Raw genomic sequence first — 16325 nt, forward strand, 5'->3', positions numbered from 1 at the left:
ATCTGCGCATAATCAGGAACGCCACAAGGGCTTGAGGCTTTCACTTATGAAGTCCATGGCAACACGTATGCGCGGCGTGTCGCGCACGTCTTCGTGGATCACCAGCCACACGTCGATCCTGACGCCTGGATCGAGCGGATCGAATCTCACAAGACCATGTTCGGCGGCGAGGTAGGAGGGCAGCAGTGCCACTCCACACCCGCCGGCGGCGGCAGCAGCCTGTATGCGCAGATCGTTGCTGCACATGAAAACCTCGTCGGCCGAAAGCCTGTCATCAAGCCATCGATAGTGATCCGACTCCCGCATGGTATCGTCGTAACTGATGTAAAGAGGGGGGCCATTTCTCGTTGGGTAGGCAGGGTCGGCATAGAGGAAATAGGACAATTGTCCAAGGCGGCGCGCAACCAGTGTGGCTTCGCTCGGCCGCTTGAGGCTGATGGCAATATCCGCTTCTCCCTTGGAGAGGGACATGGCCTCCATGGTACCGACAAGACGGAGCCTTACGTCAGGATGCTGAGATTGCAGCGTAGAGATTTGCGGTGCAATGAAGCTGTAGAGCAACGATGGCGGCGCCGATACCACGACATCACCTTCGATACCGTTCTGGCCAGAACCGGCGCAACGGCTCAGAGCAAATGCAGACCTGCTCATTTCCTCGGCGAAGTTCGCGACGTCGCGGCCCATATCGGTCAGTACATATGATCGTGGCCTGCGATCCACGAGCTTCACCGAAAGCGAGGTTTCCAGCGATGTGATGCGTCGACTGACAGTCGTATGATCGACGCGTAGCGCCTTGGCGGTTGCCGTGATGGAGCCGTGGTGAGCAAAGGCGGAGAAAAATCGCAAATCTTCCCAATCGACCATTTTAAATTTCCTGAATTAGGCAGTGTTTTATGAGAGGCCCAGATCGATCTCATCGCGAGAAGGCAGGTCGCGAGGTGCTTGCACCACACCTGTCGAGCGCCGTTGCCCGGTGAAACCGCGTGGAGCTGTTCAAATTTTGAAGGGGACCGGGGTGAAATGCCTCAGCTGAAGCCGGCTGACACGAGCGACGGCGCGCCGGAATGCGCCACGCCTGTCAAGGCCGTATGCAGCAAATGCCATTGCCGCCATCGTCACTGAAAATGGTCTAGAAACTGCGTCAACGCAATCGACTGTCGGTAGGGAAGGGTGACTTCCAGCCATAGGTGCTCCTTGCCCTTTTCCTGGGCTTTTGGCACCCCCTCTGTCATTGGCCTGAGAGATTCGCTCACCTTGTTTCGGCGAACTTACACCATCGGCGCGAGCATCAGCTCGCTTTTCAGAGTTTGTATGATCTTGCAGCGGTCCTTTTGCCTGAGAGTTTCCGGGGTGGTTGCTCCGTCGGCGCCGATGTCGGGAGATATCAGTCTCTCCCGCTGCTCGATATGTGTTGCCCCATGCCTCTGTCGCGAGGTTTGGAGCGCTGTGATCTGGCGTTTCCAAGACCGAAAGGCCCTAGATCCGCTAAACTGAACGATGCGAGATATGGTGCCGTTTATGGCGTAAATTTGACCCGCAGCGGTTATTCTTAGTCATTGCGCGCTCAGATTGACGCTATCAGATGACCAAAAGCGGCGTTTTTCCCTTCACTCGGTCATAAAGATCGATCGCATCCTGCATCAACATCCTGACGCAACCCGAGGATGAATTTTTACCTATGGTTCTCCAGCTCGGTGATCCATGAATACGATAGAGCGTATCCTTGCCGTTCTGGAAAATGTACATGGCGCGCGCACCGAGAGGATTCCGGGGGCCGGGGGCCATTCCGCCTGCTTCAACACCGTATGGCTTGAGTTCAGGATTACGGGCGATCATATCGTCCGGCGCCTTCCACCTTGGCCATTTCTGCTTCCATTGAACGACAGCGCGCCCTTTCCATGATCGGCCCTGAGTTCCAAGCCCTACGCCGTAACGTATGGCTCGGCCACGGGGGAGAACCCAGTAGAGGAACCTCTCATTTGTATCTACGACAATTGAATAGACGGGCTCTGCGGTGATGTATTCAACCTCCTGTCGGAGATATTGTGGGTCGATGGCGCGGTAATTGACAGCTGGAACGTCAAATCCACCATCCGTCAGCGCAGCATAAATCTCGTCGTAAGCGAAACCGGTACCCGCAGGCTTTGGCCCGTTATCCTTCGATGTTTTTGCGGCTGTCGTCGTCTCATTTTTATGTTCGGGCAGGGTAGCCGCGGTAACTTCGAGTTTCGTCTTGGGAACCTGCTCGCAACCTGCAGCCAGAAATGAACTGATGGCCAGGGTGAGCAGTGATCTGCGAGACAAGTGAGAATTGATTTTCTGTTCCAAGGCTGTTCTGCTGTCGAATTCTAGGGGCTGTGCCGGGATCGGGGCGGACAACCGGCGAAGCGCCAAAGGCCCGGACGTCTGCGGCGCGACAGAAACCATGAAATCTGCCCGTTCGATACTGCACAAATGCGCAGATTGGCCCTGCGACATTACCGGTAAAACCGGCTTTTATTTGTATTCGGGTCTATCCTGCAAACACGACCTTTTGCCGTCTTGCGATGATTTCCGGATCGGTCATAAAATCCGTCCGGCTAGCGGGATTGCATACCTTGCATTGAGCAGCGCCGTACAAGGAGGGGGCCGGATTTCTATCCGGCCCAAGCGTCGTATTTGCAATGTGAGCGTTATATGTGATAATCGCATAAGATAGAATGTGGAATTTCAGTGGTTTAGTGACAGTGTATTTTCATACACTTGAGTAACACACGTTACATAATCTTGATGAACTGATTTGCCCCTACTCGTCAACCATTATAATGAACTTCCCAAGACTTTATTAACACCACGGAACAAATGTTTTTCGACCACCGCCGCCGCCCTTGGAACGGGCGGCTTTTTTACTATCTGGTCGCTTTTTACACACTGTATTTTCGCGCGCCTTTTCAGACGACTTCCTTGCGTCAGGCTCAGGTGTAAGCGCCAGTTTGAGCCTAGATATCTGGCGGTGTTTTTCCGTGGTTACTTTTTTTGCCTTAACTGCGACGGGCGCAGATACGGAGAGGGGAGGGGCAAGGGACGATAACGCCTTAACATCGGAATAGATCGTCCTGGGGGATTTCTGCTTAACCGTCACCGGCAGGTGAGGGTCAGCAACACGCCTTACGGTCAGCGCTAAAGCTGGTCCGCTATTCTGGGGACGTGAGTTTGAAATCCTGCGAGACGCCAAAGGCGTTCTGTCTCGTATGGGTTGTGACTTTCGGGCTTTATGTTTACGTGCCATCCGGCATCTCCCTCTTGATCGATGGAATACCAGAGCCGACGACCGGCACTGGCGGTGTAATAGCAGTTTGCTTTGTCGCAAAACTGCACTTTCGCCCCATCAAATGGAGGGGCGACGGGCACAGGCCCGCGAGCTTGACGCTCGAAACGAGGCTCCTCTACAGACGCCTGATATTCGAGGAGCTTTCCGTGTTGATAAGCCCAGATGACATCCGACTTAGGCGGATGGTCATTATGTTTTTCATCCCAGATATCGAGGAAATACTGGATGAAGTTTTCCGCCGTTTTGCCTGTCATGTGAAACTGAACAGGCTTTGCGGCCTCCCTAAACTGCTTGTGAGTTTTGGCGCGGAGTGTCCGAGGGACACGGCGCACATCGGGAAAATGATAGAACAGGCTCTGCGGAGACAGGCCTTGTTCAAGATATTGTTCCGCCAATTGGCGGAAATAATCATGGCCGAGCGGCGGCTTTTTGGAGGGCATAGGCCCCCAACCCTGCTTTTCTTCGTCCGCAGGGTCCTTAAGGAGATACTTACATGCGTACCGGATTGCCTCCGGCGAGCACTTGTCCCAATAGGACCAGCCATGCGGCCAGTGACGTTCCATGAAGTTTTCTCTGAGTACGTGATCGGGGACAGGCCCCTGCCAGTACAAGATGATGTGCCAGTGGGCGCGGCCCTTCATGGAGCCATATTCGCCAACGACGAAATACCGGACGGGAAACCCGTCAACCCGAAGGTATTTGAGATATTTCTGCACATCGGAGTAAGTCAGGACAGCGGCTCTGATATGGTCGATATCGCCCGTTGTGCGATCCTGCCCGTAGGTCAGGGTTACGACATGCGCCGCCTTTGCTGTCTTACTTTCGGCAATGTTCCGTCCGACCCAATCATCAACTTTGGTCTCCCGGCATTGCCAGCATTCGCGACAGGCCACGACGCCGACATCGCTGATTTTCACGGGGTTCAAACACATGCTGCTTCGTGTCCTGTCACTAAATGCACCTATTACCAAGGGGATGGTGTTCCGCCGCGCCTGCCTTCCTTCCGTGATCTTGGGATCAAGGAAGGCAGGCACGGCTACGCGCCCGCCGAGTTAACGGCGGCTGCGCTTTTCAAATGCCAAAGAGGCTTATTTCTTCAGGGAGCGGCCAATGTCTCGCCAGTTGGCGAGTTCCCAGTGGGCGGGATCATAAAACGACCAATCACCGCCCCACTCGACTTTAATGCCGAGGGAGGCCGCAACTTCCTTGCCGACATGGCCGACAAGCTCCCACTGCTTACGCGTGAGGTCCCATGCCTTCGTGCCATGCACGACATCGACGGCAAGGCCGTAGTTATGGGCGCTTTGCCCCGGCCTCGCCTTGCTCAGCCCACGGGCATAGAGCGACTGCTGTTCAACCTCACCGCGATAAACGCAGTGCGCAAACATCGGAACACCCAACTTCGCCATGCGCTTGATGAACACACGTTCAAACTCAAGCAGGGTAGGGTGTCCGCCCGCACGGTCAGCACGATTGTGCTGCCCCTTGTGACGCTCACTGGCAAGGAATGATCTATCGATCATTCCACGCAGCTCAGAAGCGTACTTGTCGCCGTCAGGCGGGCGGATTGCCTCCGGCTTGTCCGCCACCTGCACCTCCCTGCTGTTCGCCGCCAACACCGCTTTCGGGAGCTTCGCCGGGTTTTTCGGCATCAGGCTTTTGTTCGGGTACCGCTGAGCCACCAGAGCCAGCAGACGCTCCCGGAGCGTTGGACTTGACGGTTTCTGCGGCTCTTCCATTCTCTTCCTCCTGTCGGCGGCGCTCAAGCGCGGCATCGAATTCATGCGCCTGCTGTGCAAGACGGCGCTCCATGTTTTCCTGCATGCGATACATCATCTCTTCCAACTCGGGATTGCGATGACGACGATTTGCAATCTTCGTGAAGATGATGGGGTCAACGACCTCAGAGAATGTCGGCTCAAAAACAGCCGACCGGTAATGGACGATGCCCGCGTCTTTCTCTGCGAAGACATAAAAGTCGCCCGCAGCATAAAACTCGACAGTCTCCTGTCCCGGCCCGATTGTGCAAAGCAAATCGGCATCAGCCTCATCTTTGCCGACATAGAATGTCGTCACGCTTTCGAGATTGAACTGGATGCGAACGAGCCGTTCGCTATCAGCCGTACCGCTGAACTTGATAGAATTCGTGTTGTCCAGCGGTGACCAACGCGAAAGAGAATTAAGCTTCACAACCATGTTGTTATTCCTTTTCAATTCGGCCCTGCGGAGCAACCGCCAGAACCTTTTCGTAATCGTCAGTGGCCTCGACCAGATGGCCGCCGAACACAGTGTTGCCTTCGATGTAGACATCGCCCTGCTGGACGACCTCGAAGGGGTCTTGATTGGTCACGACGAACGGCTTGGTGTGCATGTTGGTGCACAAATAGAAGTCCGTCGAAAGCGTCGGATTGAGCGTTTCGACAGACCAAATGCGCTGACGCTTTTCATCGAAGCCGGTATTGACGGTCGGGCGATAAAATTCGCCGCCGACACGCGGAGCGTCGATGTTCCATTTGCCGTTCATCGGCTCATAGGCAAACGTCCCACTGGGGTTTGCGTGAGACGCATCGATACGGCTGTTTTTGACGATATCGACCTTTTCAGGGTCGAGCGTGTCGCGGAGATACTGCGGCAGATCGTCAACCGACGCCGCAGAAAGGAAGGGGTCTTCCTGCCGCTCAAAAAGCTGATCTGGCGTAATTTCCGCCACGACCATGATGACGCCACCAGTGTTCACACGGGGAAGCTGGATTGACATATCCAGACCCGTCATGCCGTTGACCACGCTTTCCGTCAGGTTACCGGCATCAGACGCATAGCGCTTGGATTGGCCGAACACAGTCTGTCGGTCAGCAAGCAGCATCGGCTGCTTGAACGCCTGTTCGGGGATGGAAATGGCGTCCATGAGAAGATTGATAATCCAATCCTCATGCTGGTTGTACTGCTGGCGCAGTTTCGCGAAGGCCTGCGTTTTACGGGCCATCTCGATGTTAGACAGGGACACGGTAATACCGTTCTCCTGCAACTCAGCGAACACGCCGCCGAGATTTGCCTTCAAGCCAACGAAATCGGCCACATACTGACCAGTACCAGCGCCAACAGCATGCATGCTGTCGACGGATTGGCCGATACGCATATCGTGGACACCACCACCGTCAGTACGCAGCTTGACGCGGTTTTCACCATAGGACTGAACGGGAACGTTCAGACCGCCAGCCGCGACTTTCAGCGGCATTTGCGCAGAAACGATGTTAAGCGGCACTTCGCCGTCGATAACGGCCTGATCGAAGTCAGGCACCATGTGGCTAAACCGCTCATGCACCCAGAAAGCCGGGGCGAGGGAAGTATCCAAACGCCCGCGAGGTGTCAAATCCGGTGAGCGGTTCTTTGCCCGGAAATTCCAGATTTGATTATAGGCCTCGAGATAGGCCGTGTTCACAAGCTGCGTCGGCTGACCATGCAGACCGAGATACTTGTAAACCTGATTGGAGCCATGCGCACCGAAGGCCTGCCGCTCAATATACGGCACCACCGCCGCGCCATCGAGAGGCGGGCGACCTTCATAAGAAAGGTTGAGCTGATCCATGGAGCCATTGAAACGCTCCATTGCCAGCATGGGAACAAAGTACGCCATGACGCGAACTTTCGTCGCGTTCATCAGGACCTCCGCCGTTTCCATCTGTTCGAACGAGAAACGGAGGCGACCAGAGCGCACCGCATCTTCACGCAAGAGAGGGTAAGCCGAGATAGGCACCATCTTGCCAGCGGGCAGGGAGGTAAGCACCGGAGCGCCTTGGCGGCGCATGGTACGAGGAGCAACAAGAGGTTGCGTCCGCGTCCGGTTATTAGCGATTGAATTTGGACCTGTCATTTACGGGTTCCTTTCTTGAACCTTTTGAAAAACTGCTTTAGCTTTGCGGCCCGCCGCATACAGGCGGAACAACGTTTTCTAGGAGTTGCCATGTGGCCCATCGTTCGGTTTGGATTGAACTTTTTTGCAACCCTCGGCATCCTCGCCGGTCTTGCAATACTCGGAATGACTGTATTCGTAGGACTGATTAACGCCCTAACGTAGTCACCAACCGCCGCCACCACCGGTGGAAGAACGTGACAACCTCCCCGCCTTGCTCGACTTAAACCCGAAGGTGTCATCGACCCATCTTGCCGCTTTGCGCATTGGCGAGTTGTAGGAAACCGGAGCGTTCCACGCCGACTTAACTTTCGACTTTGCGTAATCCCAAGTGTCAGCACCGCCGACGACAACGCCGCCAACCCAACTACCGGGTTCGCCGTACCGCTGTTCCCATGTCGCCGCATCAGACCAATTCGCGTCAACGTCCCGCGTCTGAAACGGATTGGTGACGGAGACATCGCCCGCTTCCCATTTGGCGGGTTTACCCAAAACGCCGCCTTGACCGGACAAGCGCCGCTCAAGACCACCGGTCGCATAGGACCCGGCACCACGGGGGATGTTGGAAAGCCCGCCCGCGTTGAGAGCGGAAATCTGGCTTTCAACAAGCCGGTATTCCTGTTCGCGTTTCTGATCCGCAAAGGGATCAAAATTCGACAGGAAATCCCCGAGGCCGGTGAGGGCGTCTCCGCCAGGAGAACCGCCAACGGCCTGCCTCACAGGGGCTTTTCGGGAGAGGGGAGCGAAACCGGCGGCAGCGTTGTAATTTGCGCCGCCACCGTTGCGGAGAGCAGTAAGCGGGTTGAAACCCGCCGCTTCCGCATCCTCGACAAGATGCGAATAAACCTGACGGCTATATTCGCGAGCTTCATCGCGGTCCTCAATGTCCCATTCGCGCTGCTGACGCATCGCGGCCATTTCGTTTTCGTATTGGCGTTGAGCCTGTTTTTTTGCAGAGCTACGCCCAAACAAGCCGCCGAGAAGGCCAAGCCCGGCAGCTGCTATCTGGATGAATTAACGAACCTCCTGTGATTTGGACCTGAAATAGCTGCCGACAAGGTCAGCAGCCAACAGGACACCGGCCAACACCCACGTTTCAACGCGGGAAGCGATCACCGGATCGGAGATCGAGAGGCCGGACACAGCGCCAGCGGCCAGAGCGCCGAGGCGAGCCCCGAGGGGCTTAACGAGCACAGAAACGATACCTTTCATGAACACGCCTTTCACGATGTTCACGAAATTCCCCATTTAAATCGCATAAGATAGATTATGGAACTAAATTGTAGTTGATACGGCGGTCCGGACCAGAAAACGCCTTCGCGACAACGTCATGGACGTTGGCAGGTCAGGATAAAGCGTCGATAAACGAAGGTGCGCAGCCGGTTGCGCAGGTCGGCTTTTTTACGCTGCGCTTTGGCGATTGGGTCGTGGGAATGAAGTTTTATCTCCGCGAAGCCAGCGCCGGTCAGCAACGGCATCAACATGTGAGGCCGCAGCCCTTCACCGAATGGAAGTCCCTTCATGATGGCGGCGTGGCGGCTGCCCAGAGCGCCGTCATAATGACTGTCTTCGCCCACGACACGATCGATGAGCGCAATAAGCAGTCTCGCAATGCGTCCGGTCGGTTTCGGCGTCGCCCAATCGCCGTCGAAAAACAGAAGCCGGCCGCCCGGACGGAGAAGCCTGAACCATTCGTGGAACGTCTGTTCGGGTTGCGTCAAAGTCCAGACCAGATGCCTGCAGATGATCGCGTCATAGGATGCGTCGGGCTCCATGGTGTTTTCGGCATCCGCCAGGATGAAACGCAACCTCGGTTTACCGGCATGTTTGGCGCGTGCCACGGCCAGCATCGCTTCTGAAAAATCGAGCGCCGTAACATCGTGGCCGAGATCATGGATCAGCCGCGTCACCTCGCCGGTGCCGCAGGCCAGTTCAAGAACCCGTTTCGGTTCCGCGCCGATCAGCTCCCGGATCGGTTTCTGCCATGCCTCGGCTTCCGGACCGGCTGAGATTTTATGTCCGAAAGCAAGATCGAAGGTCTCAGATCTTTTCGACCAATAGTCGCGGATTTCCTCCTTGAGATCGAAATTGCCGCCATCCATCGTGTCGTCCTTTGTTTGTTGCACTGCAAGCTCCGGCAAAATGATCAGTCGGATGTGTCGAATACGGTATTGAGCGTCGCAACCGTGATGGCGATTGCGATGCCGGGCCAGATCATCAGGCTTGGATGATCGAAGATGAAAACGCGATACTCGAACAACATCGAGCCCCAGTCCGGTTTGGAAGGGTCCGCGCCAAGCCCGATAAAGGCCAGCGAGGCATAGGCGGTGACGGCAAAACCCGCCTGATTTCCGGTATGGGTTATCATCAGCGGCAGGATATTCGGCAGAAGATGGCGCAGGACCATCCGCAAGGGCGGAACGCCCAACGCCTGTGCCGCGTGGACAAAGGGTTGTCCAAGCACGCGCCGGCTGAGGGAATGGGCAAGCAGAGCCGTCGGGCCGATGCCGGCAAGACCAAGCGCCAGCCCGGCCGTTATCGGCGTCAGGCCAAAAATAGCCGCCGCCGTCAGGGCGATGATGAGCGTCGGAACGGTGATGAAGAATTCGCAACAGCGCAACACCACCCTCTCCTGCCAGCCACCCAGCACCGCAGCGCCGGCGCCGAGCAAGGTGCCGCCGGTAAAGGCGATGTTGCCGACCGATAACAGCACAAGCGCGGTGCGCCATCCGCCCGCCATGAGGCGCGAAAGAAGATCGCGGCCGAGATGATCGGTACCCAGCAGGTGCTGCGCCGTCACACCGGAATGGCGGGCCAGGATATCCACGGCGTCAGGATCATATGGCTGCCAGATGGCGCTCAGAAGCAGGAAAAGGGCCAGAACGGCAAGTGCGATATACCGGAGCATCAGGCGAGCCGCGGATCCAGAAGACGTTGAAACAGCTGCACGATCAGGTTCATGAAGAGCAGCCAAAGCGCGATGACCATTACATGGGCCTGCAGCACCATTTGGTCGCGCACCGCGATGCTTTGCACCAGAAACTGGCTGATGCCGGGAAGATTGAAGAGGATTTCCATGGTCGCCGTCGAACCGATCACCCACCCCGCCTCCGAGCGCACCGCCGAAAGCAGGGCATAAAACGCGCCACGGTGCGCGTGACGCCAGAGCGCCTGCCGGTGTGAAAGCCCCTTGGCGAGAGCGGTGCGAAAATACGGCTGTCGGGTGGTCTCGATCATGTCGCGGCGGTAGATGCGAGCGAAAACGGCGGCCGAATGGCAGGCGATCAGGATGACGGGCAGAACGATTGCCGTTATGTCGGTTCCGAACGGACGGATCCAGCGCAGCTGGACGCCGAGAACCCAGAGCAGGACAAGCCCTAGCCAGAAGCCGGGAACAGCCTGCACAAAGACCGAAAATGCCCGGCTGGCACGATCAGCAATGCCGCCCGGCCGCGCCGCAGCGCTGAAACCGAGCGGTACGGCGACGGCAATGGCGAGGAGAAGGCCGGAAATACCGAGCATGAGCGAGAGAGGCAGACGCTCGATAAATTCCGCAAAGACGGATTCGCCGGTACGGAAGGATCGTCCCCAGTCGCCGGTGACGAAATCCACGAGCCAGTGCAGATAGCGCAGGATGAGCGGGCGATCGAGGCCCCACCCTTCCCGCAGCGCTGCAACGGTTTCACTCGTGGCCGTCAGGTTCCACACCCGAATGGCAATCTGCACCGGATCGGCGGGCATCCATGCGATGAGCGTGAAGGATGCGAATGAAAGCGCAACCATTCCCACCACGGAATATATGCCGAACCGGAGCAATTGCATCTGACCTTACCGCGCTTCGCCTATATCGCCGCGCAGGACATAATAGTCGGAACCCCAGGGCTCGTAGTTCTGCAGCCGCTTCGAAAGGCCGACATACCAGACCGGCGAAACCAGGAAGGATGCGGGAACGTCGGTAAACAGCTTTGCCTGCGCATCAAGCGCGATCGTGGCGCGTTCGCCGGCATCGCCAGCCGTCGCGAAACGATCGAGAATGGCATCGAATTCGGGCGAGGCGTATTTCGCATAATTGAGCGAGGCGCCGCTGCGCAGCATCGAATTGAGGAAGAAGGCCGGGTCTCCGTTCGGTGCGGTATGCTGCGCCCAGAGCGCGATGTCGAATTCACCGGCAGCAGCCACGTCCTGGATATTTTCAACGACCTTCGTGTCGAGTTCGATGCCTATTCTGGCAAGCTGCGCCTTGACCACCGGCAGCATGGTGACGAGGTCCGGGCGCTGCGGATAGGTAATGGCGAGAAGGCGCAGCGGCGTGCCGTCCTTCTCACGCTTCCCTGCCCCGTTCTTCGTCCAGCCGGCTTCGTCGAGAAGCGCTTCGGCCTTCGCAAGATCGGTCTGTCGCTGCTCTTTTCCGGCAAAGGGGAAATAGGCGGCATAAGCACCGGTCGCGGGTTCACCACCATTAATGGCGGCGGCCAGTTCCCTGCGATCGAAGCCGAGATCGAGCGCCTGGCGTACTTTAATATCGGCGGTAACCGGCCTCGTTGTGTTCAGGAAAGCGAGATATTGATAACCGACAGGGAAAGACTTGATCGTCAGATCCGGATTGGTTTTCAGACGGCTTACGACTTCCGAAGGCAATCCGAAAGCAAGGTCCAGTTCACCCGCCTCCAGCGCCAGTGTCATGCTTTGCGCATCGCCGAACCTGCGGAAATCAACCGGGGAACGGGCATCCGCATCGGCAAAATGGGTGTTCGGCGTAAGCGTCAGTAACGTATCCGCCTTGAAATCCGCAATCTGATACGGCCCGGTGAACAGCGCCTTACCGTCGGTTGCAGGCTTGTAGGCGATCAGCGGCCATTCGGCAAAAAGTGCCTGAAGAAAAGCCACCGGCTTCTCCGTGGTGATCATCAGCGTCAGGTCGTCGGCAGCCTTGAAATCCAGCTTTCCACCCGTTGCCAGCGCCGCCTTGTTGGTCGCAAATGTGTGGTCGAAACCGGCGGCAAGCGCAGCCGCCGTCACAGGCGAACCATCGGAGAAGGCGCGGCCTGGTTTCAGCGTCACCTTCCAGCTGAGATCGCCGGTGCGTTCCGCTTTTTCGGCAAGACCGGGCACAAGCCGCCCTTCCCGATCGACGGTGAAGAGGTTTTCACCCACGCCATGGCTGACAAGCGCCCAGCCGTTCGATCCCTTTGCCGGGTCGAGACCGCTCGTGATGTAGGTGGCGCCAACGCGCAATGGCTCGGTGGCGAGAGCGCTGGCGCCCACACCCGTGATCAAGGCCGCAAGCCCGGCCGCGGCCAGACGTGAAAAGCTCTTTGCCGACATTCTATTTCCTCTCATGCTATTCGGACAGATTACGAAGCCGCTGTTTGCGGCCGGTCGGGTGGTAGGCGAAATCGTCAACGACGCGGCCACCCAGCAGATGTTCGGCAACGATGCGATCGACCGCCTCTTCCGTGACGCCACCATAATAAGTGCCCTCGGGAAAGACCTGCAGGACAGGCGCAAGGTTGCAGGGGCCAAGACAGGTTGACTTGGCGGTCATGGTGCCGTCACCTGCAATCCGAAGCTTCTGCCGTTCCTGCTGGTTGCGCAGATGACCCCAGATCACATCCGCACCTGCCGAGTTGCATGGCGCCCCCTGGCAGACGAGCACACGACGCTTCTGCGCCGGGACCAGCGATCCTTCACCTGCCGGGCGAACAGGCCCTGAAAGGTCAAGCGCCTGCGCCGTTGCGGCCAGATCTTCGAGCAGGCGTGCCATCAGGCTGCTCGCTGTGGGGCTTGCTGTTATGGAAAGGGACGGCCATGGCCGGAGGTCGCCTGCCCGCCATCGTTTCAATGTCTTGGTCATCCAGTTGTGAAAACTGGGCTCGAGCGGCAGCATCAGCGGAACGATCAGGATATGGCCGACATCCGCATCGATCAGCTCAAACAGCGCTTCATGGAGTGACGGTGTTCCCTGCTCCGTGAAGGCGATGCGAACGGTCTGAGCGCTGCAAAGCCCTTCGGCCTGCATTGCCAGCCGCTGCATGTCCTGATGAGGCGCGGCGGCAAAGGCCGACTTGGCGACAAGCAGCACCGCGTCCGGCACGGAAGGCTCGCGATGGGTGGGATGGGTACTATCTGTCACATTGCCTCATTCACGAGGCGGCGTCGAAAATGACGGGTCTCCGGCAGAAGACCGGAGACAGCCATCATTCCCATGGCACCCCCCGACCACGGAATTACATGATGTCAGGCAGGTCTCCTGGCTTGCGGGTCGAGGCCATCTCACCTGTCTTCCCGGCATCGCTGCCAGTGACATCGTGGGCGATCGGCTCACCGCTTACAGTTGCGGGACAGCTCCGGAATTTAACCGGATTCCCTCTTAGCTTCCGCCGGGCGGCGAAAGAACCATGACGGAGCGACCCTACACTGCCGCCGGTCACTGTCAACCGCCTGCACGGGTAGTCTGATTTCCACGCAACAAAGCTTCATAGCTATGTTACGTTATAAAGTAACGTTAAGCACGACGAATACCTGGCCGTCAAGGCTCTCCTCTAAGGAGTTAGCTGAGAGACTGGCGGGACGCGAAACCACAATGTTTGATGTCTGTGGGGCAAATCGCCGAAAGACAGGCGACCTAGCCTTTCAACGCCGTTAGATAATCGACCACGGCTCGGGCATGCACGGGAAGTCCCGCAAAACTTCGCGCGCAGATAAGCAGATGACGGCGCGCCCAGACATCGGAGATCGAGACTGTCCTGAAGGGCAATTCGGCCTGATACCTCAAGGCATAAACCTCTGGCACGATGGCAAGCCCGACACCGCTGCTGACCATGGCGCAGATATCTTCGAAACTATCCAGACGGATACGCAGTTTGAACGGCCGGCCCTCGCGCGCCGCATGGGTTGCCAGATGCCCCTGAAGCGCACTTTCCGCCGGAAGGCCGACAAAGGGTTCGTCGAGAAGCTCCGCGAACGTCACCATATCCCGGTCAGCGAGCGGATGGCTGGCAGGTGTGATCAGAACAAGGCTGTCGATCTCGAAAGGCCGTGTTTCCAGCGTTCCCGTATCGGTCGTGTCCGCCGCAATGCCGAGATCCGCTTGCCCGGCGGCAACGGCTGCAACCACATCGGGGCTCTGGCGCTCTTCAAGGTCTATGTCGATGGTCGGGTGATCCACGAGATATCGGCGAAGGGCGCCGGGAAGATGCGCCATTGCCGCCCGCCCCGAAAATATCCGGACCTGCCCCCGCAGACCCCGCGCATAAAGCTGCAGATCACCCCTCATCTGCTCCATCTGCCCGAGCACGATACGGGCATGATGGGCCAGAGCATCCCCCGCCGGCGTCGCTTTGACACCGCGGGCGCCACGATCGAGAAGCGATACGCCGCTCATTTCTTCCATGCCGCGAATACGCGCGCTCGCCGATGGCAAGGCCATGCCCGTGCGGTCTGCTCCCTGCGTAATACTTTCCGCCTCGACCACGTGAAGAAACAGGCGGAGGTCGGTCAAATCGAAGCGCATTTGTCCCTCCGGTCCGGACCCTTCGGATAATCCGAAGGGTTTCCTTGTATCTTCCGCATTGTGCGAAGTCACGGACAACGATCATTGTCGCCGTAGTTTATTGACCCGGAACGACAATTCATGGACGTCTCAGAAGCCCTCCTCCGCGCCATCGCCTTCAGACTGGCGCTGCTCGTCCTTGCTGTGTTCGCTGCAAGGACGCTCCCCGACAACAGGCCGGCAATCGACGCAACAGTTATCGCATCCGTCGCCTACGGATCACCGCATTCGGACAAGGACAGCGCTCTCATGCGCGACACGGCTTTGCACGACTAGGGAGCCGGGCACCCGATACGGCACGGAAGCACTCGCATCTAAACCAGCTTAGCGTCGTAAAGCCGCTCCATGAAACCGCGCGGCGCAACCGTCCTCGAAATTTCCGCCAGCGGAAAGCCGCTTCCGGCCAGCGGCAGGAAACCTTTTTCGAAGGCGTAATCGAGATAACGCATCATCAGCATCACATCGCATTCGTGGCAGTTGATCCCGGTTCCGGCGAGCGCCTGCCGGGCTTTGCTGGTGTCGTATCTGGCGCTGTCACGCACGTAATCGGCATTGCCCAGCATTGACAGAAGATCGGTGAAGACCGAGCTGTAGGCTTTACCTTCCCGCAGCATCCGGCCCTGATTGAGCGCATCGAAGTAATTGTCGCGTGACAATTCGCGCACCACATAGCCGCAATCGCGCACCTGTTCCACCAGCGTGTTCCAGTCGATCGGTTTCGGATTGACGAGATTGAAGGTGCGGCGGTTGTGAGCGCGCCAGTTCATGGCGAGATGCAGGCTCGCCCGTGCCACGTAATCGACCGGCGTGATATCGAAATCTTCATCCGATGCGAAAGTGAAGCCGGTTTCCACAATGGCGCGCACCGCTTCGTAATAGATACCCTTCACCTTGGTCTGCGTCAGCGGATAACGACCGGTACGGCTGTCACCCCAGATGTTCCCCGGGCGTACGATGATGAAATCGAGACCCTTTTGCCCGGCGGCGTGCATCAGCTTTTCCGACTCGAACTTGGAGCGTTCGTAATCCATGTCGGGAAAACGCTGGCCGACGTCGAGCGCATCCTCATAGAGCGTAAAATCCTCGTAGAGCTTGTCGCCGATGACGCTGAAGCTCGATGTATGCATCAACGGGATCTTACCCTCGAGGCAAAACTCCACCATATTGGCCGAACCGCCGACATTGACCGGCGCAATCTTGCTGTAGGATGCGATGAGATTGACATTGGCCGCGCAATGCAGCGCAAGATCGATCCTTTCGGCAAGGTCACGCCATACGTGCCTTTGCAGGCCGAGATGCGATCTGGAAACATCGCCGAGAACAGGCACGATGCGGGCGGCGGCCTCCCCCTTGAGGCTGCGTTCCTCGTCATAGCAGAAGAGGATGCTCTCGATCTTGCCCATCGCTTCCGCCATGTCGGCGGCACGCACCAGGCAATAGACCGTGGCTTTTGTTGTGGTGAGCAGTTCCTGCAGCAGGCGTCCGCCCATGACGCCGGTGGCGCCGGTCAGCAGAATATTGTCCACGCCGTTATCGTAAGTCATCGCCGATCT

Annotated in this window: 16 protein-coding genes and 2 riboswitches; of the genes, 1 reads left to right on the forward strand and 15 read right to left on the reverse strand. The window is 57.6% G+C overall.

From position 1 onward, the window contains the following. Positions 1-12 precede the first annotated feature (12 nt). The 14 genes from PL640_RS06805 to PL640_RS06870 all read right to left on the reverse strand — a co-directional run bounded on the left by PL640_RS06805 (position 13) and on the right by PL640_RS06870 (position 14733). Complete coding sequence (locus PL640_RS06805; RefSeq protein WP_271361189.1) at positions 13-864, reverse strand: LysR family transcriptional regulator; 852 nt, start codon at positions 862-864, stop codon at positions 13-15. Between the two features lie 449 nt (positions 865-1313). Next, positions 1314-1407: riboswitch (glycine riboswitch) on the reverse strand. A 171-nt stretch (positions 1408-1578) separates the two neighbouring features. After that, complete coding sequence (locus PL640_RS06810) at positions 1579-2328, reverse strand: L,D-transpeptidase (RefSeq protein WP_271361191.1); 750 nt, start codon at positions 2326-2328, stop codon at positions 1579-1581. An 831-nt stretch (positions 2329-3159) separates the two neighbouring features. Beyond that, entirely contained in the window at positions 3160-4227 is a 1068-nt protein-coding gene (locus PL640_RS06815; protein WP_271361192.1) for a rolling circle replication-associated protein, read from the reverse strand. A gap of 171 nt (positions 4228-4398) precedes the next feature. After that, positions 4399-4833, reverse strand: a complete 435-nt coding sequence (locus PL640_RS06820) for a M15 family metallopeptidase (RefSeq protein WP_271361193.1) — start codon at positions 4831-4833, stop codon at positions 4399-4401. Between the two features lie 31 nt (positions 4834-4864). Beyond that, on the reverse strand, positions 4865-5506 hold the full coding sequence (locus tag PL640_RS06825; RefSeq protein WP_271361194.1) for a hypothetical protein: 642 nt from the start codon (positions 5504-5506) through the stop codon (positions 4865-4867). Between the two features lie 4 nt (positions 5507-5510). Then, positions 5511-7181, reverse strand: coding sequence for a hypothetical protein (locus PL640_RS06830; protein WP_271361195.1), 1671 nt, complete (start codon positions 7179-7181; stop codon positions 5511-5513). Positions 7182-7385: 204 nt separating this feature from the next. Continuing rightward, positions 7386-8138, reverse strand: coding sequence for a hypothetical protein (locus tag PL640_RS06835; protein ID WP_271361196.1), 753 nt, complete (start codon positions 8136-8138; stop codon positions 7386-7388). Between the two features lie 96 nt (positions 8139-8234). Further along, a complete protein-coding gene (locus PL640_RS06840) occupies positions 8235-8456 on the reverse strand; it encodes a hypothetical protein (RefSeq protein WP_271361197.1) in 222 nt (73 codons plus the stop codon). Between the two features lie 92 nt (positions 8457-8548). After that, positions 8549-9322 carry a class I SAM-dependent methyltransferase gene (locus PL640_RS06845; RefSeq protein WP_271361465.1) on the reverse strand — a complete coding sequence of 258 codons (774 nt, stop codon included), beginning with the start codon at positions 9320-9322 and terminating at the stop codon, positions 8549-8551. Between the two features lie 44 nt (positions 9323-9366). Continuing rightward, positions 9367-10128, reverse strand: a complete 762-nt coding sequence (locus PL640_RS06850) for an ABC transporter permease (RefSeq protein WP_271361198.1) — start codon at positions 10126-10128, stop codon at positions 9367-9369. Then, positions 10128-11042: an ABC transporter permease gene (locus PL640_RS06855; protein WP_271361199.1), complete on the reverse strand. Its 915-nt coding sequence runs from the start codon at positions 11040-11042 to the stop codon at positions 10128-10130. The genes PL640_RS06850 and PL640_RS06855 overlap by 1 nt, the downstream gene beginning before the upstream one ends. 6 nt (positions 11043-11048) lie before the next feature. Beyond that, complete coding sequence (locus PL640_RS06860; RefSeq protein WP_271361200.1) at positions 11049-12545, reverse strand: ABC transporter substrate-binding protein; 1497 nt, start codon at positions 12543-12545, stop codon at positions 11049-11051. Positions 12546-12561: 16 nt separating this feature from the next. Then, positions 12562-13353, reverse strand: a complete 792-nt coding sequence (locus PL640_RS06865; RefSeq protein ID WP_271361201.1) for a (2Fe-2S) ferredoxin domain-containing protein — start codon at positions 13351-13353, stop codon at positions 12562-12564. A gap of 90 nt (positions 13354-13443) precedes the next feature. Further along, positions 13444-13637: riboswitch (cobalamin riboswitch) on the reverse strand. Between the two features lie 208 nt (positions 13638-13845). Beyond that, positions 13846-14733: a LysR family transcriptional regulator gene (locus tag PL640_RS06870; RefSeq protein ID WP_271361202.1), complete on the reverse strand. Its 888-nt coding sequence runs from the start codon at positions 14731-14733 to the stop codon at positions 13846-13848. 120 nt (positions 14734-14853) lie between these two features. On the opposite strand from PL640_RS06870, the gene PL640_RS06875 reads away from it, so the two are divergent. Then, positions 14854-15048 (forward strand): hypothetical protein, encoded by a 195-nt coding sequence (locus PL640_RS06875; RefSeq protein WP_271361203.1) that lies wholly within the window; start codon positions 14854-14856, stop codon positions 15046-15048. 38 nt (positions 15049-15086) lie between these two features. On the opposite strand, the gene PL640_RS06880 is transcribed toward PL640_RS06875, so the two are convergent. Then, entirely contained in the window at positions 15087-16316 is a 1230-nt protein-coding gene (locus tag PL640_RS06880) for a thioester reductase domain-containing protein (RefSeq protein ID WP_271361204.1), read from the reverse strand. Positions 16317-16325 lie beyond the last annotated feature (9 nt).

This window comes from Agrobacterium sp. ST15.16.024, from assembly GCF_027956545.1.
In the GTDB taxonomy this organism is placed as follows: Bacteria; Pseudomonadota; Alphaproteobacteria; order Rhizobiales; family Rhizobiaceae; genus Agrobacterium; species Agrobacterium cucumeris.